Below are 25,150 nucleotides of genomic sequence, written 5' to 3' on the forward strand. Positions count from 1 at the left end.
CATTAGCAGGGTTTGCCGGGTTAGCGGCTACTCACATGCTGCTCCAGGAGGATCCGATTGGAGAGAGAGACTAGCTCACCCTCATCGGTCAGCAATGTGGTTTTAACCGTGCCGATCTCTTCGATCTGACCTTCGACCTCGCCAACACTCACTTGTTGCCCAACCTGATACAACTCACGCACATAGATTCCCGCAAGAATCTGACCGGCAATTTCCCGGCTTCCCAATCCCATGGCCAGCGCAACCGCCAGACCAACGGTAATCAAAACAATCACAATCACATGGTTGAGCAGGTCGGTCTTGACCTCCAACTGGCTGATTGCGACCGAAATACTGATGATAATCACCAGCCCCTGGGCAATTCGCCCCAGGCCGGCAGCATAATCCAGTCCTACACCCTCTGCCGCACCACGCACCAGCCCATTGGCCAATTGCGCCAGCAGCACACCCACCAGCAGTACCAGCGCGGCGCCAAATACTTTCGGCAAATACAGCGCAAGCATATCAAGCGTAGCTGAAACTCGCTCAAGTCCAAGGGATTCTGCTGCAGAAACCAGAAAAATCAGCAGAACGAACCAGTAGACGATCTTCCCGATCAGTGTCGAGATCGGCACTTGAAGACCGGCCCGGGACAGCAATTTGGTCAGACCGGTGCCGCCCATCAGACGATCGAGTCCAAGCTTGGCGAGCAACTTGGACAACAAAGTATCCAAAAGTTTCGCAACGACGAAACCCAAAAGCAAAACAACCAGTGCGCCGAACAGATTCGGGATGAAATTCGCTACCTTGGTCCATAACGCAGTCATTGCAGTGACGAGGCTCTGAGTCCAGAGATCAAGTTCCATATTCAATCAGCCTTATCAGCAGTGCGAGCGGTAGGTTTACGGTGACGGGAGACCGGTGAGACATGGGCCGATCCGTTATTCAGGGCGATCATCAGCGCGGGCAGCCAGCGGCCCAGCAGGCTGAACAGATCACCGGCGCCGACCTGGCGGTTGGCGGTTTTCAGTACACGGCCAAGGCACGCATCGTCGTCCCGGGAGGACGGTGATGCCTTGAGCATGTCACGCAAAGACTGTTCAAACGGATCGTGCATACGCACCTCTCGTGATGTCTGTGAAAAGACGCGATCAAATTTGCCCGGGTCACATGGCGCACGTTCAGACCCAGCGCAAACGTCGGAATAACCACCACTGTCCCAGCGCCACAGAGAGCACCAGCAGACAGGCGATGAGGAAGCCGTAGGGGCTTTCGGAGAACGGAATTCCGCCGACGTTGATCCCCAGAAGACCGGTCAGGAAACTCATCGGCAAAAAGATCCCGGTGATGATCCCGAAGCGGTACATCGTGCGGTTCATGCGCACGCTCAAACGTCTATCCTCGGCCTCGAGGACCAGCCCCACTCGCTCCCGGGTCAATTCCAGCTCCTCGAGATAGCGGGTCAGGCTGTTGTTCAACTCGTTCCAGTAATCGCCATCGTCTTCGACGAACCAGGGCAGTTTTATCCGTGTCAGCTGACCGAAAATTTCCCGCTGCGGAGCAAGGAAACGTTTCAGTGCGGCAGCCCTGCGACGGATCTGCAAAACGGCTCCATGCTCAGGAGTGTACCGTTCGTCGGTATCCAGCTTTTCTTCTTCCTCATCGACCACTTCCGAGAGGCAAGTGACCAGATCCTGCACCTTGTTGGTGAGGTACTGAGCCATATAAAGGATGAGTTCGGAGGCGGTTTTCGGCCCTTTGCCTGCCTCCAGCTGCACCAGCAGCTCGTCGGTGGCACGCAATGGACGCAAGCGCAGGGAAATCACCCGCTGGGCCGAGGCGAAGATCCGCACCGATACCATGTCTTCCGGCTCCGCTCCCGGATTCAGATTGACGCCACGCAAAAATAGCAGCAGTTCGCTGTCTGGAAGCTGTAAAAGACGCGGACGGGTGTTCTCTTCCAGCAGCAGGTCACAGCTGAATTCGCTCAACCCGCTGGATTTACGCAGCCAGGTCCGGGTTTGCGGATGGCTGCGATCCCAGTGCAGCCACAGGCTTTCATGGGCCTGCAGCTGCAAGTCATCGAGTTCAGTCCGGGCTATCGAACGCGCACCGCCTTTACCGTCCAGCACCAGGGCATGCACCAGCCCCCACTGCGCGTTGTCTTCCTCGAACATCCTCACCCCTTTGTTGGAACGGCTGCTTATTCAGGCATTTCGAGCGGGCTTGGCGAGATGATCACGCCGTTGTTGTCCGCATAGATGTAGTGGCCTGGATGGAAAGTCACTCCCGCAAAGGTCACGGGTACGTTGAGATCGCCGATACCGCGCTTGTCGGTTTTCATCGGGTGGCTGGCCAGGGCCTGGACCCCCAGCTCGGTTTGCGCGATGACGTCGACATCGCGGATGCAACCGTAGATCACCAGCCCTTCCCAGCCGTTTTTCGCGGCTTTCTCGGCCAGCAGGTCGCCCAGCAGTGCGCGGCGCAGAGAACCGCCGCCGTCGACGACCAATACCTTGCCCTCCCCCTTGAGCTCGACCTGCTCCTTGACCAGCGAGTTGTCTTCGAAGCACTTGATGGTCACGATTTCGCCACCGAAGGAATCATGGCCGCCGAAATTGCTGAACATCGGTTCCAGCACCTGCACCAGCTCCGGATAGGCGTCGCACAGGTCAGGGGTGAGGTAATGTTTCATCGAGTAACTCCTGTAAAAAGGAAGACAGCACGAACATCACTGATGATTCAGTCATAGAAAATGACTAAAACAGCTTAATGCGTCATATCTTAGCCGCAAGCCGATCAGAGCGAAATGCCCTTGTTAGAGCATCAGGCCCGGATCACCGATGCCGAATCCGGGTTTCCATCCAGCAAGGGCGTCTGTTGATCCACCAGCCAGCGTGCGACCAATGGCCAGACCTCGACCTGGGCGGCTTTGCTGACAAGCATTTCCACGTGACCGAAATTATCGCCAAAGCCCTGCTCGCGACCCAGGTTGATAAATTGCTTGTGCTCGGAACCTACCTGCTCGAACAGTTTGCGACAGGCCCACGCAGGGTCCTGGTGGTCGCCCGCCGCACTCACGGCCAGCACGGGCACCTGGATGTCGGCCAAACCGGCCCACCAGTCCTTGTCGGCATCGCCAAAGCGCCCGAACAGGCCGTACCAGCGCATGCTTTCCAGGGCCAGGCCTATCGGCTCGTCCTCCGGGCCGCGCTTTAGCCGTGAACCCGACAGTTGGGCGAAACGCTTGAGAAGGAAGCGTCCGCCCCATTCCACCGGCGGCAGCTTCAACGGCCAGTACGTACGGCTGACCTGGGTGCCAAAAAATGCCGCAGAAGCCACGACGGGCTCGCCGATGTACGCGCCACCCAGTGCCGCGGCCAGGGTAATGCCGCCGAGGGAGTGACCGATCCAGTGCGGGGCCTGGCCGCTTTGCTCATGCACAAAGGCGCCAATGGCGGGCAGATCGTATCGAGCGTAGTCGGCAACGCGGTTATTGCGATAGTTCTGGTTGCGCTGGGACAAGCCATGGCCGCGCATTTCCGCAATCCACACATCGAACCCCAGGCGCGCCAGATAAGCACCCAGCCCCAGGCCTTTGGGGGAAAACCAGAACCGCCGATTGGAAAAGCTGCCGTGCAACAGGATCACCGGCACGCCACGCACAGCGGGCTCGTCGGCCATGCCAAGCCGTGTCACAGCCAGTTCGACGGTGCCGTCAGGGCTGTTGCCGGGTTTCAAACGATAGACGTCTTCGCTCAGATCGCCGCGCCGCTCGGCGCTGATCAGGGCGACAGGAAATAGGTTGCTGCTGCTTTGCATAATGCTCTTGCACAAAAAAGGGCGGCTTCCAGAGGAGCCCGCCCTACTTGATTCTCTAAAAAGGCCGGCCAATGTGGGAGCGAGCCTGCTCGCGAATGACGCCAGAACAACGCGTTTATCCAGCCAATACGCGTTATCGTTTACGACCTTCGCGAGCAGGCTCGCTCCCACAGAGAGCGAGCCCTTTCACACACCATCAAGCCTGAGCTTGACCTTCAGCCAGGAAGAACCAGGTTTCCAGCACGGAATCGGGGTTCAACGAAACGCTTTCGATGCCCTGTTCCATCAGCCATTTGGCCAGGTCAGGGTGGTCCGAAGGGCCCTGACCGCAAATGCCGATGTACTTGCCAGCCTTGTTGCAGGCCTGAATTGCGTTGGCCAGCAGCTTCTTGACCGCCGGATTACGCTCGTCGAACAGGTGCGCGATGATCCCGGAGTCACGGTCCAGGCCCAGGGTCAGCTGGGTCAGGTCGTTGGAGCCGATGGAGAAACCGTCGAAGAACTCGAGGAATTCTTCAGCGAGGATCGCGTTGGATGGCAGTTCGCACATCATGATGATGCGCAGACCGTTTTCACCGCGAGCCAGCCCGTTTTCGGCCAGCAGATCGATCACCTGGCTCGCTTCGCCCAAAGTACGGACGAACGGCACCATGATTTCAACGTTGGTCAGGCCCATCTCGTTGCGCACGCGCTTGATGGCACGGCATTCGAGTTCGAAGCAGTCACGGAACGCTTCGCTGATGTAACGCGAGGCGCCACGGAAGCCCAGCATCGGGTTTTCTTCTTCGGGCTCGTAGAGCTTGCCGCCGATCAGGTTCGCGTATTCGTTGGACTTGAAGTCCGACAGACGCACGATGACCTTTTTCGGCGTGAACGCAGCGGCCAGGGTGCTGATGCCTTCAACCAGTTTCTCGACATAGAAACCGACCGGATCGTCGTAGCCGGCAATACGCTTGTCGACGCTGTCCTTGATGTCCTGCGGCAGACCGTCGTAATTCAACAGCGCCTTGGGGTGCACACCGATCATGCGGTTGATGATGAACTCCAGGCGGGCCAGGCCCACACCGGCGTTCGGCAGTTGCGCGAAGTCGAAGGCGCGGTCCGGGTTGCCGACGTTCATCATGATCTTGAACGGCAGATCCGGCATGGCGTCCACGGAGTTTTTCTTGATGTCGAAGCCCAGTTCGCCTTCGAAGATGTAGCCGGTGTCGCCTTCAGCGCAGGAAACGGTCACGCCCTGGCCGTCTTTCAACAGCTGGGTGGCGTTGCCGCAACCGACCACGGCCGGGATACCCAGCTCGCGCGCGATGATCGCAGCGTGGCAGGTACGCCCGCCGCGGTTGGTAACGATGGCGCTGGCGCGCTTCATGACCGGCTCCCAGTCCGGGTCGGTCATGTCGGAGACCAGTACGTCGCCTGGCTGGACCTTGTCCATCTCGGACACGTCCTTGATGATGCGGACCTTGCCGGCGCCGATGCGCTGGCCAATGGCGCGACCTTCCACCAGCACGGTGCCGGTTTCTTTCAACAGGTAGCGTTCCATGACGTTGGCCGAAGTACGGCTCTTCACGGTTTCAGGACGGGCCTGAACGATGTAGAGCTTGCCGTCGTCGCCGTCTTTGGCCCATTCGATGTCCATCGGGCACTTGTAGTGCTGCTCGATGATCATCGCCTGCTTGGCCAGTTCGCTGACTTCGGCGTCGCTCAGGCAGAAACGTGCGCGATCGGCCTTGTCGACGTCGATGGTCTTGACCGATTTACCGGCCGTGGCGACTTCGCCGTAGATCATCTTGATGGCTTTACTGCCCAGGTTGCGACGCAGGATGGCCGGACGACCGGCTGCCAGCGTGCCTTTGTGGACGTAGAACTCATCCGGGTTCACCGCGCCTTGTACGACGGTTTCACCCAGGCCGTAGGCGCCGGTGATGAACACCACGTCACGGAAGCCCGATTCGGTATCGAGGGTGAACATCACGCCGGCGGTGCCGGTTTCGGAACGGACCATGCGCTGCACACCCGCCGACAGCGCCACCAGCTTGTGGTCGAAGCCCTGGTGGACGCGGTAGGAAATGGCGCGGTCGTTAAACAGTGAAGCGAACACCTCTTTGGCAGCGCGAATGACGTTTTCGACACCACGGATGTTCAGGAAGGTTTCCTGCTGACCGGCGAAGGAAGCGTCCGGCAGGTCTTCAGCGGTAGCCGAAGAGCGCACGGCCACGGCCATGTCAGGGTTGCCGGCCGACAGCGTGGCGAACGCGGTGCGGATTTCGGCGTTGAGCTTCTCGGGGAATTCGGCTTCCATGATCCATTGGCGGATCTGCGCACCGGTCTTGGCCAGGGCGTTCACATCGTCGACGTCCAGGGCGTCGAGCGCGGCATGGATCTGATCGTTCAGGCCGCTCAGCTCCAGAAAATCACGATAAGCCTGAGCTGTCGTGGCGAAGCCACCGGGCACCGATACACCGGCACCGGCCAGGTTACTGATCATCTCGCCCAGGGATGCGTTCTTGCCCCCTACGTGCTCCACATCATGGACGCCGAGCTTATCGAGGGAAACTACGTACTCTACCAAGGTGATCTCTCCACTAACTGTGTTGGATAAGCTCAGAAGCCGGCTGCTCCAGGGAGCCTTTGCCAGCTGTATGGCCTGGACCTGGAAAATAAGTGAGAATGCGGGCCACTGGCGGCCGGCAAATCGCGCCTATCATATCCAAGAATGAACATTAGCTTAAGGCCCAAGGTGCAAATGAAACGATCTGCCTTCTTTATTTCCGACGGTACCGGCATCACAGCCGAAACCCTCGGCCAAAGCCTTCTGGCGCAGTTCGAAAACATTACCTTCAGCAAATTTACGCGACCGTACATCGACAACGCGGATAAAGCGCGGGCCATGGTACAACAAATCAACAAAGCCGCCGAAAACGACGGCTTCCGGCCGATCATCTTCGACACCATCGTCAATCAGGACATCCGTGAGATCCTCGCAACGTCCAATGGTTTCATGATCGACATATTCTCGACCTTTCTGGCGCCTCTTGAACAGGAATTGACCGAGCATTCTTCCTACACCGTCGGCAAATCCCACTCCATCGGCAGCAATTCCAATTACATGGAGCGGATCGAGGCGGTGAACTTCGCCCTCGACAACGACGATGGCGCCCGTACGCATTATTACGACAAGGCCGACCTGATCCTGGTGGGCGTGTCCCGTTGTGGCAAAACCCCGACCTGCCTGTACATGGCCATGCAATTCGGCATCCGCGCGGCCAATTACCCGTTGACCGAAGACGACATGGAGCGCCTGCAGCTGCCAACGGCCCTGCGCACCCACCAGCACAAGCTGTTCGGCCTGACCATCGACCCGGACCGCCTCACCGCGATCCGCCACGAGCGCAAGCCCAACAGCCGCTATTCGAGCTACGCCCAGTGCGAGTTCGAAGTGCGTGAGGTGGAGAACCTGTTTCGTCGCGAGAATATCCCGCACATCAATTCCACGCATTTTTCGGTGGAAGAGATTTCGGCGAAGATCCTCGTTGAAAAAGGTGTGGAGCGGCGTTTTAAGTAGTTCTCTATTGCCTGTTCTGGCCTCATCGCCAGCAGGCTCGCTCCCACATTTGATCTGCGGTGGACACAAATCAATTGTGGGAGCGAGCCTGCTCGCGATTGAACGATTACGCGGCCTCCTAGATAACAAACAAGTCCACAAACCGGTTCACCGGTGTCGCTTCAAGCTTCGACTGATCCTTGCACAACTCGAAAATCTCGACACTTCGCTGGGCAGTAAAGCGTGTCGCCAGGTTGGCCTTGAACTTGTCCTCCAGCAGCGGAATCCCGTCAGCACGGCGACGGCGGTGGCCAATGGGGTACTCGACCACCGCGTTCTCGGTGCTTGACCCGTCCTTGAAAAACACCTGGATTGCGTTGGCGATTGAGCGCTTGTCGGCTTCCAGATACTCGCGGGTGTAGCGCGGGTCTTCGACGATGACCATTTTCTCGCGCAGCACATCGATGACCGGATGGGCGGCATGGAAGTCATCTTCGTACTGCTCGGCCACCAGATTGCCGAAAGCCAGCGGCACGGCCGTCATGTACTGAATGCAGTGGTCGCGGTCGGCAGCGTTGGCCAACGGGCCGACCTTGGAAATGATGCGAATCGCCGACTCATGGGTGGTGATGACGATTCTGTCGATCTCGTGCAGGCGATTCCGGACCTGCGGGTGCAGGATCACCGCTGCTTCGCAGGCCGTTTGCGCATGGAATTCGGCAGGGAAGCTGATTTTGAACAGCACGTTTTCCATCACGTAGCTGCCGAACGATCGGGAGAAGCTGAAGGCACGCTTGTCTTCGGGTTTGAGCGCCAGATCATTGTTGGTGTGACTGAACAGTACGTCGTAGAAGCCCCACTGTTTGGCGGTCAGCACCCCGGGGATGCCCATTTCACCGCGCATGGCGATGTCCGCCAGTCGCACGCCACGGCTGGACGCGTCGCCCGCCGCCCAGGATTTGCGTGACCCGGCATTCGGTGCATGACGATAAGTGCGCAGTGCCTGGCCATCGGCGAAGGCGTGGGATAACGCCGACAGCAACTGCTCGCGATTGGCCCCCATCAATTTGGCGGTGACGGCCGTCGAGGCGACTTTCACCAGGATGACGTGATCGAGGCCTACACGGTTGAAGGAATTTTCCAGCGCGATGACGCCCTGGATCTCGTGGGCCATGATCATCGCTTCGAGCACCGCGCGAACGGTCAGCGGTGCCTCGCCATTGGCCAGGCGTTTTTGCGACAAGTGGTCGGCCACCGCCAGAATGCCGCCGAGATTATCGGACGGATGGCCCCATTCGGCGGCGAGCCAGGTGTCGTTGTAGTCGAGCCAGCGGACGATGCAACCGATATCCCAGGCTGCCTTGACTGGATCGAGACGCAAACTGGTGCCGGGAACCCGCGCGCCGAACGGGACGACGGTGCCTTCGACGATCGGCCCGAGGTGTTTGGTGCATTCGGGGAAACGCAGGGCCAGCAGGCCGCAGCCGAGGGTGTCGATCAGGCAGTTGCGGGCGGTGTCCAGCGCTTCCTTGGATTCGATTTCGAAGTTGAGGACGTAATCGGCGATGTCCTGCAGGACGGTGTCGTAGTCGGGGCGGTTGTTCAGGTCGACGTTGGCGCTCATGTTCGATTCACTCGGTTAGTGCTTCGTTGATGGGACCTCGGTTCAGGGCACTCTCGATTAGTTACAACATTCTTATTATTGAAATACGATCCACTGTGGGAGCGAGCCTGCTCGCGATGGCGGTATGACAGGCAACAAGGATGTTGAATCTTATGGCCTTATCGCGAGCAGGCTCGCTCCCACAGGGTTCAGCGTTTATCTCAGGATTTGGGTCAGAACGAATCACCCGGCACGCGCACGAAGCCTTCCATCAACACCCGCGCACTGCGGCTCATGATGGCCTTGTTGACTGTCCATTCGCCGTTTACCAGGCTGGCCTCGGCGCCCACGCGCAAGGTGCCGGACGGATGCCCGAAGCGTACGGCATTGCGTTCGATGCCGCCCGCCGCGAGGTTGACCAGGGTGCCTGAAATCGCAGCGGCCGTGCCGATGGCCACCGCGGCCGTGCCCATCATGGCGTGGTGCAGCTTGCCCATGGACAGTGCCCGCACCAGCAGGTCGACATCCCCCGCCGCGATGGCCTTGCCACTGGACGCCACGTAATCCGCCGGTTTTGCCACGAACGCCACCTTGGGCGTGTGCTGGCGCTTGGCCGCTTCGTCCAGATCCTTGATCAAGCCCATACGCAGCGCACCGTAAGCGCGGATGGTCTCGAACATCAGCAAGGCTTTCGGATCGCCGTTGATCGCGCCCTGCAACTCGGTACCGGTGTAACCAATGTCTTGAGCGTTAACGAAAATCGTCGGGATGCCGGCATTGATCATGGTCGCCTTGAAGGTCCCGACACCGGGCACTTCCAGGTCATCCACTAGATTGCCGGTGGGGAACATTGAGCCGCCCCCGCCCTCTTCTTCCGCCGCCGGGTCCATGAATTCGACTTGCACTTCAGCGGCCGGAAAGGTCACGCCGTCGAGTTCGAAATCGCCGGTTTCCTGTACTTCACCGTTGGTGATCGGTACGTGGGCGATGATGGTCTTGCCGATGTTGGCCTGCCACACGCGCACCACGGCCACACCGTTGTGCGGGATGCGGCTGGCGTCCACCAGGCCGTTGCTGATGGCAAACGAACCGACCGCTGCCGACAGGTTGCCGCAGTTGCCGCTCCAGTCGACGAACGGCTTGTCGATGGACACCTGGCCGAACAGGTAATCGACGTCGTGATCAGCCTTGATGCTTTTCGACAGGATCACGGTTTTGCTGGTGCTGGACGTTGCGCCGCCCATGCCGTCGATTTGCTTGTCGTAGGGGTCGGGGCTGCCGATCACCCGCAGTAGCAGCGCATCGCGAGCGGGGCCTGGAACCTGTGCCGCCTCAGGCAAGTCCTTGAGGCTGAAGAACACGCCTTTGCTGGTGCCGCCACGCATGTAGGTGGCGGGGATTTTGATCTGCGGTGCGAAATGAGGTGCGTGAGCCATGGGTGCTCCTTCAAGCGGGCAAAGGACTTGTAATCCCCTGCCCGAACATCTGTTTTAGACGGCGACCGCCGATTCTTCGAGGAAGTCCTGGGCGAAACGCTGCAGAACGCCACCGGCCTCATAGATCGACACTTCTTCGGCGGTGTCGAGGCGGCAGGTCACCGGCACTTCGACGCGTTCGCCATTCTTGCGGTTGATCACCAGCGTCAGCTCGGCACGCGGCGTACGTTCGCCGATGACGTCGTAGGTTTCGCTACCGTCGATACCGAGAGTGTGGCGGTCGGTGCCCGGTTTGAATTCCAGCGGCAACACGCCCATGCCCACCAGGTTGGTGCGGTGAATGCGCTCGAAACCTTCGGCCGCAATCGCTTCCACACCCGCCAGTCGCACACCTTTGGCCGCCCAGTCCCGGGACGAGCCCTGGCCGTAGTCGGCGCCGGCAATGATGATCAGCGGCTGCTTGCGCTCCATGTAGGTTTCGATGGCTTCCCACATGCGCATCACTTTGCCTTCCGGCTCGACGCGCGCCAACGAACCCTGCTTGACCTTGCCGTTTTCCCGGACCATTTCGTTGAACAGCTTCGGGTTGGCGAAGGTCGCGCGTTGCGCCGTCAAGTGGTCGCCGCGGTGGGTCGCGTAAGAGTTGAAGTCTTCTTCCGGCAGGCCCATTTTCGCCAGGTATTCGCCGGCGGCGCTGTCCAGCATGATGGCGTTCGACGGCGACAGGTGATCGGTGGTGATGTTGTCCGGCAGCACCGCCAGCGGACGCATGCCCTTGAGCGGACGCGCACCGGCCAACGCACCTTCCCAGTACGGCGGACGGCGGATGTAGGTGCTCATTTCCCGCCAGTCGTACAGCGGCGTCACTTTCGGACCGGTGTCTTCGTGGATGGCGAACATCGGGATGTAGACCTGACGGAACTGCTCAGGCTTGACCGATGCCTTGACCACGGCGTCGATCTCTTCGTCGCTTGGCCAGATGTCTTTCAGGCGGATTTCCTTGCCATCCACCACGCCCAGCACATCTTTTTCGATGTCGAAACGGATGGTCCCGGCGATGGCGTAAGCGACCACCAATGGCGGCGACGCGAGGAATGCGTTCTTGGCGTACGGGTGAATCCGCCCGTCGAAGTTGCGGTTGCCGGACAGCACAGCGGTGGCGTACAGGTCGCGGTCGATGATTTCTTGCTGAATCACCGGGTCCAGCGCGCCGGACATGCCGTTGCACGTGGTGCAGGCAAAGGCGACGATGCCGAAACCCAGTTGCTCCAGCTCGCTGGTCAGGCCGGCCTCGTCGAGGTACAGCGCCACGGTTTTCGAACCCGGCGCCAGGGACGATTTGACCCACGGCTTGCGAGTCAGCCCGAGCTTGTTGGCATTGCGCGCCAGCAGGCCGGCGGCAATCACGTTGCGCGGGTTGCTGGTGTTGGTGCAACTGGTGATGGCGGCGATGATCACCGCGCCGTCCGGCATTTGGCCGGGCACTTCGGTCCACTGGCCGGAGATGCCTTGGGCGGCGAGATCGGAAGTGGCGACGCGAGCGTGCGGGTTGCTCGGGCCGGCCATGTTGCGCACCACCGAGGACAGGTCAAAGGTCAAACCGCGCTCGTATTGCGCGCCCTTCAAGCTGTCAGCCCACAGACCTGTGGTCTTGGCGTAATTCTCGACCAGTTGCACCTGCTCGTCTTCACGGCCGGTGAGTTTCAGGTAATCGATGGTCTGCTGGTCGATGTAGAACATCGCTGCGGTGGCGCCGTACTCCGGGGCCATGTTGGAAATGGTCGCACGGTCGCCGAGGGTCAGGGCCGAGGCGCCTTCGCCGAAGAACTCCAGCCACGCACCGACCACTTTCTGTTTGCGCAGAAACTCGGTCAGCGCCAGCACCATGTCGGTGGCGGTGATGCCCGGTTGCAGCTTGCCGGTCAGTTCGACGCCGACGCTTTCCGGCAGACGCATCCACGACGCGCGGCCGAGCATCACGCTTTCCGCTTCCAGGCCGCCGACGCCGATGGCGATCACGCCCAGGGCATCGACGTGCGGGGTGTGGCTGTCGGTGCCGACGCAGGTGTCGGGGAAGGCAACGCCATCACGCACCTGGATCACCGGAGACATTTTCTCCAGGTTGATCTGGTGCATGATCCCGTTGCCCGGCGGGATCACATCAACGTTCTTGAAGGCCTTCTTGGTCCAGTTGATGAAGTGGAAACGGTCTTCGTTGCGACGGTCTTCGATGGCGCGGTTCTTCTCGAACGCCTCGGGATCGAAGCCACCGCGCTCGACGGCCAGGGAGTGGTCGACGATCAATTGGGTCGGCACCACCGGGTTCACCTGCGCCGGGTCACCGCCTTGCAGGGCAATGGCGTCACGCAGGCCGGCGAGGTCGACCAGCGCGGTCTGGCCGAGAATGTCGTGGCACACCACCCGGGCCGGGAACCAGGGGAAATCGAGATCGCGTTTGCGCTCGATGAATTGCTTGAGCGATTCGGTGAGCGTGGCCGGGTCACAGCGGCGCACCAGGTTTTCCGCCAGCACGCGGGAGGTGTACGGCAGAGTGTCGTAGGCGCCAGGCTGGATGGCCTCGACAGCCGCACGGACGTCGAAGTAATCCAGATGGCTGCCGGGCAGCGGTTTGCGGAATTCAGTGTTCATCGTCAGGGACTCGGTCACGGTGATTACAAAGGGTGGGGCCTGGCACAGACCTTGAAGTTCACAGGATCCATTGTGGGAGCGAGCCTGCTCGCGAAAGCGGTGTATCAGTCGACATCATTGTTGAATGTCAGTCCGTCTTCGCGAGCAGGCTCGCTCCCACAGGGGTACTCGGTTACTTCAGTTGCCGATGCTCAGGCCCTCACCGGTCAGCGTTGTTCGATTGGCACGAACTTGCGCTGTTCGACGCCGACGTACTCGGCGCTCGGGCGGATGATGCGGTTGTTGGCACGTTGTTCGAACACGTGGGCCGCCCAGCCGGTCAGGCGCGAGCAGACGAAAATCGGCGTGAACAACTTGGTCGGGATGCCCATGAAGTGATACGTCGACGCATGGTAGAAGTCGGCGTTCGGGAACAGTTTCTTCTGTTCCCACATGGTCTTGTCGATGGCTTCGGAGACCGGGAACAACACCGTGTCGCCCACTTCGTCAGCGAGTTTTTTCGACCAGGCCTTGATGACCTCGTTGCGCGGATCGTTGTCCTTATAGATCGCGTGGCCAAAGCCCATGATCTTGTCCTTGCGCTCGAGCATGCCGAGGGTGCCCTTGATCGCTTCTGCCGGCGTCGAGAAACGCTCGATCATTTCCATCGCCGCTTCGTTGGCGCCGCCGTGCAGCGGACCGCGCAAGGAGCCGATGGCCGCCGTCACGCAGGAAAACAGATCGGACAATGTCGAGGCGCAAACCCGTGCCGTGAAGGTCGAGGCGTTGAACTCGTGCTCCGCGTAGAGGATCAGCGAAACGTTCATGACCTTGACGTGCAATTCGCTCGGCTTCTTGTCGTGCAACAAGTGCAGGAAGTGGCCGCCGATGGTCTGCTCGTCGCTCACGCAGCTGATGCGCTTGCCGTCGTGGCTGAAGCGATACCAGTAGCACATGATGGCCGGGAACGCGGCCAGCAGGCGGTCGGTCTTGTCGTGCTGCTCGGAGAAGTCGTTCTCCGGTTCGATGTTGCCCAGGAACGAGCAACCGGTGCGCATCACGTCCATCGGGTGGGCGTCGGCGGGGATGCGTTCGAGCACTTCTTTCAAGGCTTGCGGCAGGTCGCGCAGCTTGCCCAGTTTGTCGAGGTAGGCAGCGAGTTGCGCTTTGGTCGGCAAATCGCCGTAAAGCAGCAGGTAGGCCACTTCTTCGAATTGGGCGTCAGCCGCCAGTTCGCGAACGTCGTAGCCACGATAGGTCAGGCCTGCGCCCGACTGGCCCACGGTGGACAGTGCGGTTTGCCCGGCAACCTGACCACGGAGCCCGGCGCCACTGAGTACTTTTGCTTCGGCCATTGCTGTCTCCAGTTTTCTTGAATTTGTTAGGGAATCGGCAAATACACGGGTCGGGATTGACTCCGACCCTGTAGGAGCGAGCTTGCTCCGGGCGGCGTTCCGACGATGGCGGACCGCACACCGCGGGGAGCCAATTTTCCCGCGTCATCGTTAACGACCATCGCGAGCAAGCTTCGCTCCTACAGGGTTTTCATTACTTCTTCGCCGCAAACAACGCATCGAGCTTCTGCTCGAACACGTGGTAATCGATGCGATCGTAAAGCTCCATGCGCGTCTGCATGGTGTCGATGACGTTCTGTTGTGTGCCGTCGCGACGGATCGCGGTGTAGACGTTTTCCGCGGCCTTGTTCATCGCACGGAACGCCGACAGCGGGTACAGCACCAGCGACACGTCGGCGGCGGCGAGCTGCTCGGTGGTGTACAGCGGCGTCGCGCCGAATTCGGTGATGTTGGCCAGGATCGGCGCTTTCACGCGGCTGGCAAACAGCTTGTACATATCCAGTTCGGTGATGGCTTCCGGGAAGATCATGTCGGCGCCGGCCTCGATGCACGCCGCGGCGCGATCCAGGGCCGATTCCAGTCCTTCCACCGCCAGGGCGTCGGTACGGGCCATGATCACGAAGCTGTCATCGGTGCGGGCATCGACGGCGGCCTTGATGCGGTCGACCATTTCCTGCAGGGACACGATCTCTTTATTGGGACGGTGGCCGCAGCGCTTGGCGCCGACCTGGTCTTCAATGTGGATCGCGGCCGCGCCAAACTTGATCATCGACTTGACGGTGCGTGCGACGTTGAACGTCGAGGAACCGAAACCGGTGTCCACGTCCACCAGCAGCGGCAGGTCGCAGACGTCGGTGATGCGGCGCACGTCGGTCAGCACGTCGTCCAGGCCGGTAATGCCCAGGTCCGGCACGCCGAGGGAGCCTGCAGCCACCCCGCCACCGGACAGATAAATAGCCTTGAAACCGGCGCGCTTGGCCAGCAGCGCGTGGTTGGCGTTGATCGCGCCGACCACTTGCAGCGGATGTTCGCTGGCGACCGCATCGCGGAAACGCTGGCCTGGAGTGCTCTTGTTGGAACTCATGACTCACCTCGTTCAGTGGCTGTCGGGTTAGCGCCGTCCTGGTAGTGACGGGCGATATTGCGTTTGGAGGCGCCGATGTGGCGGCGCATCAACAACTCGGCCAGTTCACCGTCACGGTCGGCGATGGCATCGAGAATCCGGTGGTGCTCGGCAAAGGCCTGGCGCGGCCGATTGGGCATGGTGGAAAACTGGATGCGGTACATGCGCACCAGTTGATACAGCTCGCCGCAGAGCATCTGGGTCAGGGTGCGGTTGCCGCTGCCCTGAATGATTCGGTAATGGAAGTCGAAATCGCCTTCCTGCTGGTAGTAGCCGACACCGGCCTGAAACGCCGCATCGCGCTCGTGGGTTTCGAGGACCCGGCGCAGCTCGTCGATTTCTTCGACAGTCATGCGTTCGGCCGCCAGGCGGCAGGCCATGCCTTCGAGGGATTCGCGGATTTCGTAAAGCTCGACCAGCTCCGCGTGATTCAGCGACACCACCCGCGCACCGACGTGCGGTACCCGCACCAGCAGGCGCTGGCCTTCCAGACGGTGGATCGCCTCACGCAACGGCCCCCGACTGATGCCGTAGGTACGCGCCAGCTCCGGCTCGGAGATCTTGCTGCCCGGAGCGATTTCGCCCTTGACGATGGCCGCCTGAATGCGTCGGAAGACATTCTCGGAAAGTGTTTCCGAATCGTCCTGCGCAATGACCGGCGGATCGAGTTGATCCAGCATATTGTCGACACCTTGAAAGCCAATGCCGCAAAAACTAACGAATACAGGCTCTATAGTCAAAGGATAAATAGATATTGTCGACAATCGTCTAATAACCGACTGCACCTTAACGAGTCAGCTCGTCTGTTTATAGCCAGCGGCCAGCGCTGGCGCCATAAAACCACCGTGCTAGAATGCCGGCCGCATTTGTTTGTGACATCTGCACGGCTTGTCATAGTTGATAGGCATACGAGGGAGCTTGCGCAGCGATGCCAGGGCCTTGAATTGAAGTATGGACCGCCGCGCATCAGGATTTATGAGACTCAAGCCCTTCCCCGCATTCTTCTTTATGCTTTGCCTGCCCGGCTATGCCGCGGCGGGGGAAAAAACCGTGTACGGCCTCAACGAGTACGCCTCCCTGGGCGGCATCAACCTGGAAGTCGCCGCCAAACTCGACACCGGGGCGAAAACCGCCTCCCTGAGTGCCCGCGACATCAAACGCTTTAAACGCAATGGCGAATCCTGGGTCCGTTTCTACCTCGCCATCGACGCCGCCCATTCGCACCCGATCGAACGACCACTGGCGCGGGTCAGCAAGATCAAGCGCAGGGCCGGTGACTACGATCCAGAGGCTGGCAAGAAGTACACCGCCCGTCCGGTGATCGAGCTCGATATCTGCATGGGTTCAGCTTTACGCAGCATCGAAGTGAACTTGACCGACCGAAGCGCCTTCCAATACCCGCTCTTGATCGGCTCCGAAGCCTTGAAACGCTTCGATGCGCTGGTCGACCCCAGCCTTAAATACGCTGCTGGCAAACCCGCCTGCGCCACCGACGCACATACCGCAGAGTAATTCCAATGCGCGCTCTTACCCTCCACCTGAAATTCCTGATCGCCATCCTGGTGGTGCTGGGCATTTCAGTTACGGCCTATCAGATCTTTGTGCTCGGCATTCCCGTGACCGAAGACGCTACCGACGACTTGTGGAACATCGACGCCAAGGTCGAGTTCGTCGCCAGCACCAAAGACCCGGTCAAGATCCAGATGTTCGTGCCACCGCTGAGCCGCGACTACGTCAGCCTCAACGAGAGTTTCATCTCCAATAACTATGGCGTTGCGGTGAACCGGGTTGACGGTAATCGCAAGGTCACCTGGTCGGCGCGTCGGGCCAAGGGCAACCAGACCCTCTATTACCGCCTGGTGCTGACCAAGCGTTACAGCGGCGAGAAATTGAAGATCAAGGGTCCGACTTTCCGCGACAGCATTGCCGTGGAAGGCCCGGAAAAAATCGCCGCCGAAGCCCTGCTCGCGCCGATCCGCCAGCACTCGGCCGACGTCGAGACCTTCATCGGCGAAGCCATCAAGCGCGTCAATAACGTCAACGATGACAATGTGAAGCTGCTGCTGGGCGGCGATCCGTCCACCGCGAACAAATCCAAAATCGTCGAGTTGGTCCTGTCCATCGCCCACGTGCCGGTGGAAAAGGTCCATACCATTCGTCTGGTGGCCGACCAGCCGCAAATACCGGAACTCTGGCTGCGCAGCTTCAACGGCACCGATTGGCTGTACTTCAACCCGGAAACCGGCGAACAAGGCCTGCCGACCGACCGCCTGCTGTGGTGGACCGGCGACGAAAACCTGATCACCGTCGATGGCGGCAAAAAAGCCAACGTGACCTTCAGCCTGAACAACAGCGAAATGAACGCCATTCGCCTGGCCAAGCTGACCGACGAAAACACCGACGCCAACTTCCTCGAATACTCGCTGTACGGCCTGCCGCTGCAAACCCAGCAGACCTTCATGATCATGGTGATGATCCCGATCGGCGTGCTGGTGATCCTGATCCTGCGCAACCTGATCGGCATTCAGACCCTGGGCACCTTTACCCCGGTGCTGATCGCCCTGGCTTTCCGCGAAACCCAGCTTGGCTTCGGGATCGTGCTGTTTACCATCATTACGGCGCTGGGGCTGTCGCTGCGCTCGTACCTTGAACACCTGAAGCTGCAAATGTTGCCGAGGCTGTCGGTGGTGCTGACCTTCGTGGTGGTGCTGATCGCGACGATCAGCCTGCTCAGCCATAAACTCGGCCTGGAACGCGGGTTGTCGGTAGCGCTGTTCCCGATGGTGATTCTGACCATGACCATCGAACGCCTGTCGATCACCTGGGAAGAACGCGGCGGCGGCCATGCCATGAAGGTGGCGATCGGTACGCTGTTCGCCGCGGCCCTGGCGCACCTGATCATGAGCGTCCCGGAGCTGGTGTACTTCGTGTTCACCTTCCCGGCGATCCTGTTGATCCTGGTGGGCTTCATGCTGGCGATGGGTCGCTATCGCGGCTACCGCCTGACCGAACTGGTGCGCTTCAAGGCCTTCCTGAAGAAGGCTGACGCCTGATGTTCGGCCTGTGGAAAACCTGGAAGGCCCTGGAAGCCCGGGGCATCATGGGCATCAATCGCCGCAACGCGGACTATGTGCTCAAGTACAACAAGCGCAGCCTGTACCCGATCGTCGATGACAAGATCATCACCAAGGAGCGCGCCATCGCCGCCGGCATTCATGTGCCGGAACTGTATGGCGTGATTTCCACCGAGAAGGAAATCGACAACCTCGACGAGATCATCGGCGGGCGCAACGACTTCGTGGTCAAACCGGCCCAGGGTGCCGGCGGTGACGGCATCCTGGTGATCGCCGACCGCTTCGAGGGGCGCTATCGCACGGTGTCCGGCAAGATCATCAGCCACGAGGAAATCGAGCACCAGATTTCCAGCATCCTCACCGGCCTCTATTCCCTTGGCGGTCACCGCGACCGGGCGCTGATCGAATACCGCGTGACCCCGGACCAGATCTTCAAGAGCATCAGCTACGAAGGCGTGCCGGACATCCGCATCATCGTGCTGATGGGCTACCCGGTCATGGCCATGCTGCGCCTGCCGACCCGTCAGTCCGGCGGCAAAGCCAACCTGCACCAGGGCGCCATCGGCGTCGGCGTGGACCTCGCCACTGGCCTGACCCTGCGCGGCACCTGGCTGAACAACATCATCACCAAGCACCCGGACACCACCAACGCGGTGGACGGCGTGCAACTGCCCTATTGGGACGGTTTCATGAAACTCGCCGCCGGCTGTTACGAGTTGTGCGGGCTGGGTTACATCGGCGTCGACATGGTGCTGGACCAGGAAAAAGGCCCGTTGATCCTGGAGCTCAATGCTCGGCCCGGGTTGAACATCCAGATTGCCAATGATTGCGGGCTGACGTTGCGCACCCATGCCGTTGAAGCGCGACTGGAAGCATTGAAGGCTCGCGGGATCAGCGAGACGGTTGAGGAGCGGGTGGAGTTCGTTCAGGAGATGTTCGGGCATATTCCTGGGGTTGAGGGCTGATCCAAGACCGAGTCGCGCCCTTCGCGAGCGGGCTCGCTCCCACAGGAGTACGCAATCCCCTGTGGGAGCGAGCCTGCTCGCGAAGACTGACTCCCTGCCACTACAGCTCTCGGCCCTGCCGCCAACCTGCCAATCCCCGACATCCCCTCTAGGAGCATTCCGCCGAGCAGACTACAATCGCCACCCCGCCTCGATGGCTGATCTGCCCCGCCCATGCTGACCTGTTCCGTACACCCACTCCCCTACCGCGCCAATCCCGCCGACTACTTCGCGGCGATTCGTCATGCTCCCGGCGCCGTGCTGCTCGACAGTGGCCGGCCGACTGCCGATCGCGGTCGCTATGACCTGCTCAGCGCCTGGCCGCTGGAACAACTGGCGGTTTTGCCTGACGAAAGTGGCAGCGCTTTCCTGCAACGCCTGCGTGATAACCTGACACGCCTGGGGAAAGCAGCGCTGCCGCTAGACCTGCCTTTCGCTGGCGGGTTGATCGGCTACCTGAGTTATGACTTCGGCCGTCACCTGGAACATCTTCCGAGCCTGGCGCAGGACGACCTGCACTTGCCCGATGCGCGATTCGGGCTTTATGACTGGGCACTGATCAGCGATCACCAACTGAAGACCAGTCAGCTGGTGTTTCACCCGACGCTGATCGATAGTGAGCAGCAACGTCTGATCGCCTTGTTCAGTCAGCCTGGCATTGAACCGATCGAACCTTTCAAACTGAAAGCACCGATGAGCGCCGACTTGAGCGCTGACGACTATCGCCACGCGCTGGAGCGTATCCAGCACTATATCCAGGCCGGCGACTGCTATCAGGTCAACTTCGCCCAGCGCTTCCGTGCGCAATGCCAGGGTGATCCGTGGGCCGCCTATTGCGCCTTGCGTGCGGCGTGCCCGACGCCGTTTTCCGGCTTCCAGAGCCTGCCCGATGGCGGCGCGGTGTTGAGCCTGTCGCCGGAACGTTTCGTCAAAGTCAGCGAACGCCATGTGGAAACCCGCCCGATCAAAGGCACCCGCCCGCGCGGCATGACCGCTGCCGAAGATGCGGCGAACGCCGCCGAACTGCTGGCCAGCCCCAAGGACCGCGCGGAAAACCTGATGATCGTCGACTTGCTGCGTAACGACCTCGGTCGCACGTGCCGCATCGGTTCGGTGCGGGTGCCGGAGTTGTTCAGCCTGGAAAGCTACCCGAACGTGCATCACCTGGTGAGCAGCGTGACCGGGGAACTGGCAGATGAGCGGGATGCCCTGGACCTGATCGCCGGCAGCTTCCCCGGTGGGTCGATTACCGGCGCGCCGAAGATTCGGGCAATGCAGATCATCGATGAACTGGAGCCGACCCGCCGCGGCTTGTACTGCGGTTCGTTGCTGTACCTGGACGTGCGCGGCGAGATGGACAGTTCCATCGCCATCCGCAGCTTGCTGGTCAAGGATGGGCAGGTATGTTGCTGGGGCGGTGGCGGGATCGTCGCCGACTCGCAGTGGCAGGACGAGTATCAGGAATCGATTACCAAGGTGAAGGTGTTGCTCGATACCCTGCAAAACCTCTGACCAACACCGCCCCCCTGTAGGAGCGAGCTTGCTCGCGATGGACTCGAAGGCGCCGCTTGTTTCCAGATAGCACGCGTCATCGTTCACGACCATCGCGAGCAAGCTCGCTCCTACAGGGGATCGGGTTTACAAGGTCAGTGCCCGATTCGAGGCCTTGATGAACTCCTGCTTCAGCTCTTCAAAGCTGTGCACCGCCGGAAATTGCGGAAACTCGCGAATCACATTATCCGGCGCATGAAACAGAATCCCTGCATCCGCCTCACCCAGCATCGTGGTGTCGTTGTAGGAATCCCCCGCCGCAATCACCCGGTAATACAGGCTCTTGAACGCCAGAACCGACTGCCGCTTCGGATCTTTCTGACGCAACTGATAGCTCGTCACCCGTCCCGAATCGTCGGTAATCAGGCGATGGCACAGCAACGTCGGGAAACCCAACTGACGCATCAGCGGCTGGGAGAATTCGTAGAAGGTGTCCGACAGAATCACCACCTGAAACCGCTCACGCAGCCAGTTGACGAACTCGACGGCACCGTCCAGCGGCTTGAGGGTGGCGATCACTTCCTGGATATCGGAAAGCTTCAGGCCGTTCTCATCGAGAATCCGCAAGCGCTGTTTCATCAGCACGTCGTAGTCGGGAATGTCCCGGGTAGTGGCCTTGAGGGATTCGATCCCGGTTTTTTCGGCGAAGGCGATCCAGATTTCCGGGACCAGCACACCTTCAAGATCCAGACAGGCAATTTCCACAAGACACTCCCATTTGTATTGATTATCGAGTCGAGCGAGTAAAAGGACTGCCGAACTCTAGCGACTCGGGCGGACCTGCGCAACGCAGAGGGCGCGCCAGGCGCCGCAGGATTTTGTTACCATCAGCCCCATATAGAGCGCCCAGCGCCACCGACCTGTAGGAAACCGCCCTGATGAGCCCATCGTTCGATGTCGTGGAACTCGCCACGACCTATGCCAACAAATCCGCCCAGGACATCCTGAAACTCGCGTTCGCCGAGTTCGGCGATGACCTGTGGATATCTTTCAGCGGCGCCGAAGACGTGGTGCTGGTGGACATGGCCTGGAAGCTGAACAAAAACGTCAAGGTGTTCAGCCTCGACACCGGCCGCCTGCACCCCGAGACCTATCGGTTCATCGATCAGGTGCGCGAGCACTACAAGATCGAGATTGAACTGGTGTCGCCGGACTACACGAAACTTGAACCCTTCGTGAAGGAAAAAGGCCTGTTCAGTTTCTACAAGGACGGCCATGGCGAATGCTGCGGTATCCGCAAGATCGAGCCGCTGCGCCGCAAGCTCTCGGGCGTAAAGGCCTGGGCCACAGGCCAGCGTCGGGACCAGAGCCCTGGCACCCGCAGCGCCGTCGCGGTAATGGAAATCGACACCGCGTTTTCCACCCCGGAACGCACCCTCTACAAGTTCAACCCACTGGCGCAGATGACCAGCGAAGAGATCTGGGGTTACATCCGCATGCTCGAGCTGCCGTACAACAGCCTGCATGAACGTGGCTTCATCAGCATTGGCTGCGAGCCTTGCACCCGCCCGGTGCTGCCGAACCAGCACGAGCGTGAAGGTCGCTGGTGGTGGGAGGAAGCGACGCAGAAAGAATGTGGCTTGCATGCGGGGAATATCATCAGTAAATCAAAGGCATAACCTCAAGCCTTGTGAAATCCCCCTGTGGGAGCGAGCCGGCTCCGGGCGGCTCGCTCCCACAAAGTCTATGACCGCCTCAAGAAATGTGTACACAAGAATGTCACCATAGGTGCCATTTGTGTGTGCACTTTTATTTCAGCGCGCCAAAAAGTTACATCCATCTTTCCCGACTTTCCCGGTCGAACTTTTTCACACTCCTCGCCGAAAAATAAATACCTGTTCAATCGGTCAATTTATATCGTCTTAGTTTCAGTCACTTATGTAAGTAAGATAACAAAACGAAATTAGCACCGTGATTTTTATACCGCCGACTGGCATGGATCTGGCTTAAATGCATACATGTTTTGTATACAATCATCGCAAAATATACACACACTTTAGATCCGCAAGCCTGAAACGCCCAAACGTCAGCCCCACTACGCCGACGTCAGTGGTAAATCCATCGCGGTCGACAACGTCAGCCATTAATCCCACGACGGCCCGGCGATGTCGGGCGCAGAACCACCCGTCATAAGGACTTCCCATGCGCATTCTCGTGGTCAACGTCAACACCACCGAATCCATTACCCAGGCCATCGCACGTTCGGCGCAGTCCGTGGCCGCACCCGGCACCGAAATTGTCGGCCTGACGCCGTATTTCGGTGCCGACTCCATCGAAGGCAATTTCGAAAGCTACCTGGCCGCCATCGCCGTGATGGATCGCGTGATGGCCTACGACCAACCCTTCGACGCCGTGATCCAGGCCGGTTACGGCGAGCACGGCCGCGAAGGCTTGCAGGAACTGCTCAAGGTACCGGTGGTGGACATCACGGACGCGGCCGCCAGCACCGCGATGTTCCTCGGCCATGCCTATTCGGTGGTCACGACGCTGGATCGCACCGTCCCGCTGATCGAGGATCGCCTCAAACTGTCAGGGCTGTGGGACCGCTGCGCGTCGGTGCGGGCCAGTGGCCTGGCGGTGCTGGAACTGGAATCCGATCCCGAACGTGCGCTGGAGGCCATTGTGCGCCAGGCGGAGTTGGCGGTGCTTGAGGACAAGGCCGAGGTGATATGCCTGGGTTGCGGCGGCATGGCAGGGCTGGATGAGCAGATTCGTCAGCGTACGGGGGTGCCGGTGGTGGACGGTGTTACAGCGGCGGTGACCATTGCCGAGTCGCTGGTGCGACTGGGGCTGTCGACGTCGAAGGTGCGGACTTATGCGACGCCTCGGCCGAAGAAAATGATTGGTTGGCCGGGGCGTTTTGGCAGGTAGACCGCGTTATCGTTCTTCGCGGGCAAGCCACGCTCCCACAGGGTTCTGCGTCGTACGATGGTTATGTAAACGACACAAAACCCTGTGGGAGCGAGCCTGCTCGCGAAGGCAGCACCTCGGTCCAAAGCCAGGCTCAAATCGCACTGAACCGCTGCCCCAACCCCTGCTGCGCAAACTGCTCGATGATGAACTCCACAAACGCCCGGGTCTTGCCCGGCAGCAGCTTGTGCTCCGCGTAATAGATGGAAATATTGCCGTCGTCGACATACCAGTCCGGCAACACCCGCTGCAACGTCCCAGCCTCCAGATACCCCACGGCGAACGGCATGCTCACCAGCCCGATGCCCAAGCCTTGGACCGCCGTGGCGCAGGCAGCTTCGGAATCGCTCATGGTCATGCGCGCCTTGAGCATCAACGGACTGTGTTGCCGGGTGCGACCGGTCAATTGCCAGGAACGCACGCGCCCCGTTTGCGGCGATCGAATCAGGATGCCATCGTGATGCTGGAGATCCTCGGGTTCGACGATCGCCTCACGCTCCGCCAGGTAGCTGGCTGACGCGACCAACACCCGATGCGCCGGCGTCAGCTTGCGCGCCACCACGCCCTGGGGCAGTTCGAATCCTCCGCCAATGGCCGCGTCAAAACCCTGGGCGATAAGGTCGACCTGCCTGTTATCGAAATGCCAGTCCGGGTTGATCGCCGGAAACCGTCGCAGAAACTCCCCCAGCAAGGGCACGATGTACAAGCGCCCGAAGACCGTGCCCATGCTGACCTTCAAGGTGCCCGCCGGTCGTCCTTCGGCGCTGGCCAGATTGGCCACGGCATTCTGGATCGTGAGCAGGCTGGCGCTGACTTCACCGAGAAACAGCTGACCGGCTTCGGTCAGCGTCAGGCTGCGGGTGCTGCGCTGGAACAGCCGCACACCGAGCCGAGCCTCAAGCTTGGCGACACTTTTACCCACCGCCGCCGGGGTCAGACTCAAGCGCCGCGCGGCTTCGGCGAAGCTGCCGACCTCGGCGCTGCGCACGAAGCATTCGATACTGCTGAAGGTTTCCATAAGCGCCACTATAAACTTCTGGTTTACACAGACTATCGCAATTACCGTCTACACAGCGGGTAATCCTGAATCGATACTAGGCTCCATCAACCGCGGCATCTCG

Annotated in this window: 21 protein-coding genes; 7 read left to right on the forward strand and 14 right to left on the reverse strand. The window is 60.1% G+C overall.

Annotated elements, in window-relative coordinates; genetic code table 11:
* Positions 1-20: 20 nt before the first annotated feature.
* The 6 genes from ACA041_RS22195 to ppsA form a co-directional block, all read right to left on the reverse strand.
* Positions 21-845: a mechanosensitive ion channel family protein gene (locus ACA041_RS22195; RefSeq protein ID WP_064678885.1), complete on the reverse strand. Its 825-nt coding sequence runs from the start codon at positions 843-845 to the stop codon at positions 21-23.
* Positions 846-847: 2 nt separating this feature from the next.
* Positions 848-1,096 (reverse strand): CrfX protein, encoded by a 249-nt coding sequence (locus ACA041_RS22200; RefSeq protein WP_497437698.1) that lies wholly within the window; start codon positions 1,094-1,096, stop codon positions 848-850.
* A gap of 64 nt (positions 1,097-1,160) precedes the next feature.
* Positions 1,161-2,156, reverse strand: coding sequence for a divalent cation transporter CmaX (cmaX, locus tag ACA041_RS22205; protein ID WP_497437703.1), 996 nt, complete (start codon positions 2,154-2,156; stop codon positions 1,161-1,163).
* A gap of 26 nt (positions 2,157-2,182) precedes the next feature.
* The gene (rraA, locus tag ACA041_RS22210) at positions 2,183-2,674 is read right to left on the reverse strand and encodes a ribonuclease E activity regulator RraA (protein WP_154998250.1); all 492 of its coding nucleotides are present in this window, start codon (positions 2,672-2,674) and stop codon (positions 2,183-2,185) included.
* Between the two features lie 131 nt (positions 2,675-2,805).
* Positions 2,806-3,801 carry an alpha/beta fold hydrolase gene (locus tag ACA041_RS22215; protein ID WP_497437707.1) on the reverse strand — a complete coding sequence of 332 codons (996 nt, stop codon included), beginning with the start codon at positions 3,799-3,801 and terminating at the stop codon, positions 2,806-2,808.
* Between the two features lie 196 nt (positions 3,802-3,997).
* Positions 3,998-6,373 (reverse strand): phosphoenolpyruvate synthase, encoded by a 2,376-nt coding sequence (gene ppsA, locus ACA041_RS22220; RefSeq protein WP_497437711.1) that lies wholly within the window; start codon positions 6,371-6,373, stop codon positions 3,998-4,000.
* Positions 6,374-6,547: 174 nt separating this feature from the next.
* Between ppsA and ppsR the strand changes: the two genes are divergently transcribed.
* Positions 6,548-7,366, forward strand: a complete 819-nt coding sequence (gene ppsR / locus ACA041_RS22225) for a posphoenolpyruvate synthetase regulatory kinase/phosphorylase PpsR (protein ID WP_064678891.1) — start codon at positions 6,548-6,550, stop codon at positions 7,364-7,366.
* Between the two features lie 118 nt (positions 7,367-7,484).
* Here ppsR and prpD read toward each other — a convergent pair whose 3' ends face one another.
* The 6 genes from prpD to ACA041_RS22255 form a co-directional block, all read right to left on the reverse strand.
* Positions 7,485-8,969, reverse strand: coding sequence for a 2-methylcitrate dehydratase (gene prpD / locus ACA041_RS22230; protein ID WP_497437712.1), 1,485 nt, complete (start codon positions 8,967-8,969; stop codon positions 7,485-7,487).
* Between the two features lie 212 nt (positions 8,970-9,181).
* Positions 9,182-10,384: a 2-methylaconitate cis-trans isomerase PrpF gene (gene prpF / locus ACA041_RS22235; RefSeq protein WP_497437713.1), complete on the reverse strand. Its 1,203-nt coding sequence runs from the start codon at positions 10,382-10,384 to the stop codon at positions 9,182-9,184.
* Between the two features lie 54 nt (positions 10,385-10,438).
* A complete protein-coding gene (gene acnD / locus ACA041_RS22240; RefSeq protein ID WP_497437714.1) occupies positions 10,439-13,033 on the reverse strand; it encodes a Fe/S-dependent 2-methylisocitrate dehydratase AcnD in 2,595 nt (864 codons plus the stop codon).
* A 206-nt stretch (positions 13,034-13,239) separates the two neighbouring features.
* Positions 13,240-14,367: a bifunctional 2-methylcitrate synthase/citrate synthase gene (gene prpC / locus ACA041_RS22245; protein ID WP_497437715.1), complete on the reverse strand. Its 1,128-nt coding sequence runs from the start codon at positions 14,365-14,367 to the stop codon at positions 13,240-13,242.
* 193 nt (positions 14,368-14,560) lie between these two features.
* Positions 14,561-15,451 carry a methylisocitrate lyase gene (gene prpB / locus ACA041_RS22250; protein WP_497437716.1) on the reverse strand — a complete coding sequence of 297 codons (891 nt, stop codon included), beginning with the start codon at positions 15,449-15,451 and terminating at the stop codon, positions 14,561-14,563.
* A complete protein-coding gene (locus ACA041_RS22255; RefSeq protein WP_497442148.1) occupies positions 15,448-16,167 on the reverse strand; it encodes a GntR family transcriptional regulator in 720 nt (239 codons plus the stop codon). The genes prpB and ACA041_RS22255 overlap by 4 nt, the downstream gene beginning before the upstream one ends.
* 298 nt (positions 16,168-16,465) lie before the next feature.
* Between ACA041_RS22255 and rloA the strand changes: the two genes are divergently transcribed.
* The 4 genes from rloA (at position 16,466) to pabB (ending at position 21,080) form a co-directional block, all read left to right on the forward strand.
* A complete protein-coding gene (gene rloA, locus ACA041_RS22260; RefSeq protein WP_497437717.1) occupies positions 16,466-17,002 on the forward strand; it encodes a retropepsin-like aspartic peptidase RloA in 537 nt (178 codons plus the stop codon).
* Between the two features lie 5 nt (positions 17,003-17,007).
* Positions 17,008-18,543 (forward strand): osmotic stress tolerance membrane protein RloB, encoded by a 1,536-nt coding sequence (gene rloB / locus ACA041_RS22265; RefSeq protein ID WP_497437718.1) that lies wholly within the window; start codon positions 17,008-17,010, stop codon positions 18,541-18,543.
* Positions 18,543-19,529: an alpha-L-glutamate ligase-like protein gene (locus ACA041_RS22270; protein WP_150800678.1), complete on the forward strand. Its 987-nt coding sequence runs from the start codon at positions 18,543-18,545 to the stop codon at positions 19,527-19,529. Before rloB ends, ACA041_RS22270 begins: the two co-directional genes overlap by 1 nt.
* A gap of 213 nt (positions 19,530-19,742) precedes the next feature.
* A complete protein-coding gene (gene pabB / locus ACA041_RS22275) occupies positions 19,743-21,080 on the forward strand; it encodes an aminodeoxychorismate synthase component I (RefSeq protein WP_497437719.1) in 1,338 nt (445 codons plus the stop codon).
* A gap of 126 nt (positions 21,081-21,206) precedes the next feature.
* Here pabB and thrH read toward each other — a convergent pair whose 3' ends face one another.
* On the reverse strand, positions 21,207-21,824 hold the full coding sequence (thrH, locus tag ACA041_RS22280; protein WP_497437720.1) for a bifunctional phosphoserine phosphatase/homoserine phosphotransferase ThrH: 618 nt from the start codon (positions 21,822-21,824) through the stop codon (positions 21,207-21,209).
* Between the two features lie 173 nt (positions 21,825-21,997).
* On the opposite strand from thrH, the gene ACA041_RS22285 reads away from it, so the two are divergent.
* Both ACA041_RS22285 and ACA041_RS22290 read left to right on the forward strand, forming a co-directional pair.
* Positions 21,998-22,738 (forward strand): phosphoadenylyl-sulfate reductase, encoded by a 741-nt coding sequence (locus ACA041_RS22285; protein ID WP_497437721.1) that lies wholly within the window; start codon positions 21,998-22,000, stop codon positions 22,736-22,738.
* Positions 22,739-23,261: 523 nt separating this feature from the next.
* A complete protein-coding gene (locus ACA041_RS22290) occupies positions 23,262-23,990 on the forward strand; it encodes an aspartate/glutamate racemase family protein (protein WP_497437722.1) in 729 nt (242 codons plus the stop codon).
* 133 nt (positions 23,991-24,123) lie between these two features.
* Here the strand turns inward: ACA041_RS22290 and ACA041_RS22295 are convergent, their stop codons facing one another.
* Positions 24,124-25,047, reverse strand: coding sequence for a LysR family transcriptional regulator (locus ACA041_RS22295; RefSeq protein ID WP_497437723.1), 924 nt, complete (start codon positions 25,045-25,047; stop codon positions 24,124-24,126).
* Between the last annotated feature and the right edge of the window lie 103 nt (positions 25,048-25,150).

The sequence above is a fragment of the Pseudomonas sp. LBUM1676 genome, assembly GCF_059695605.1.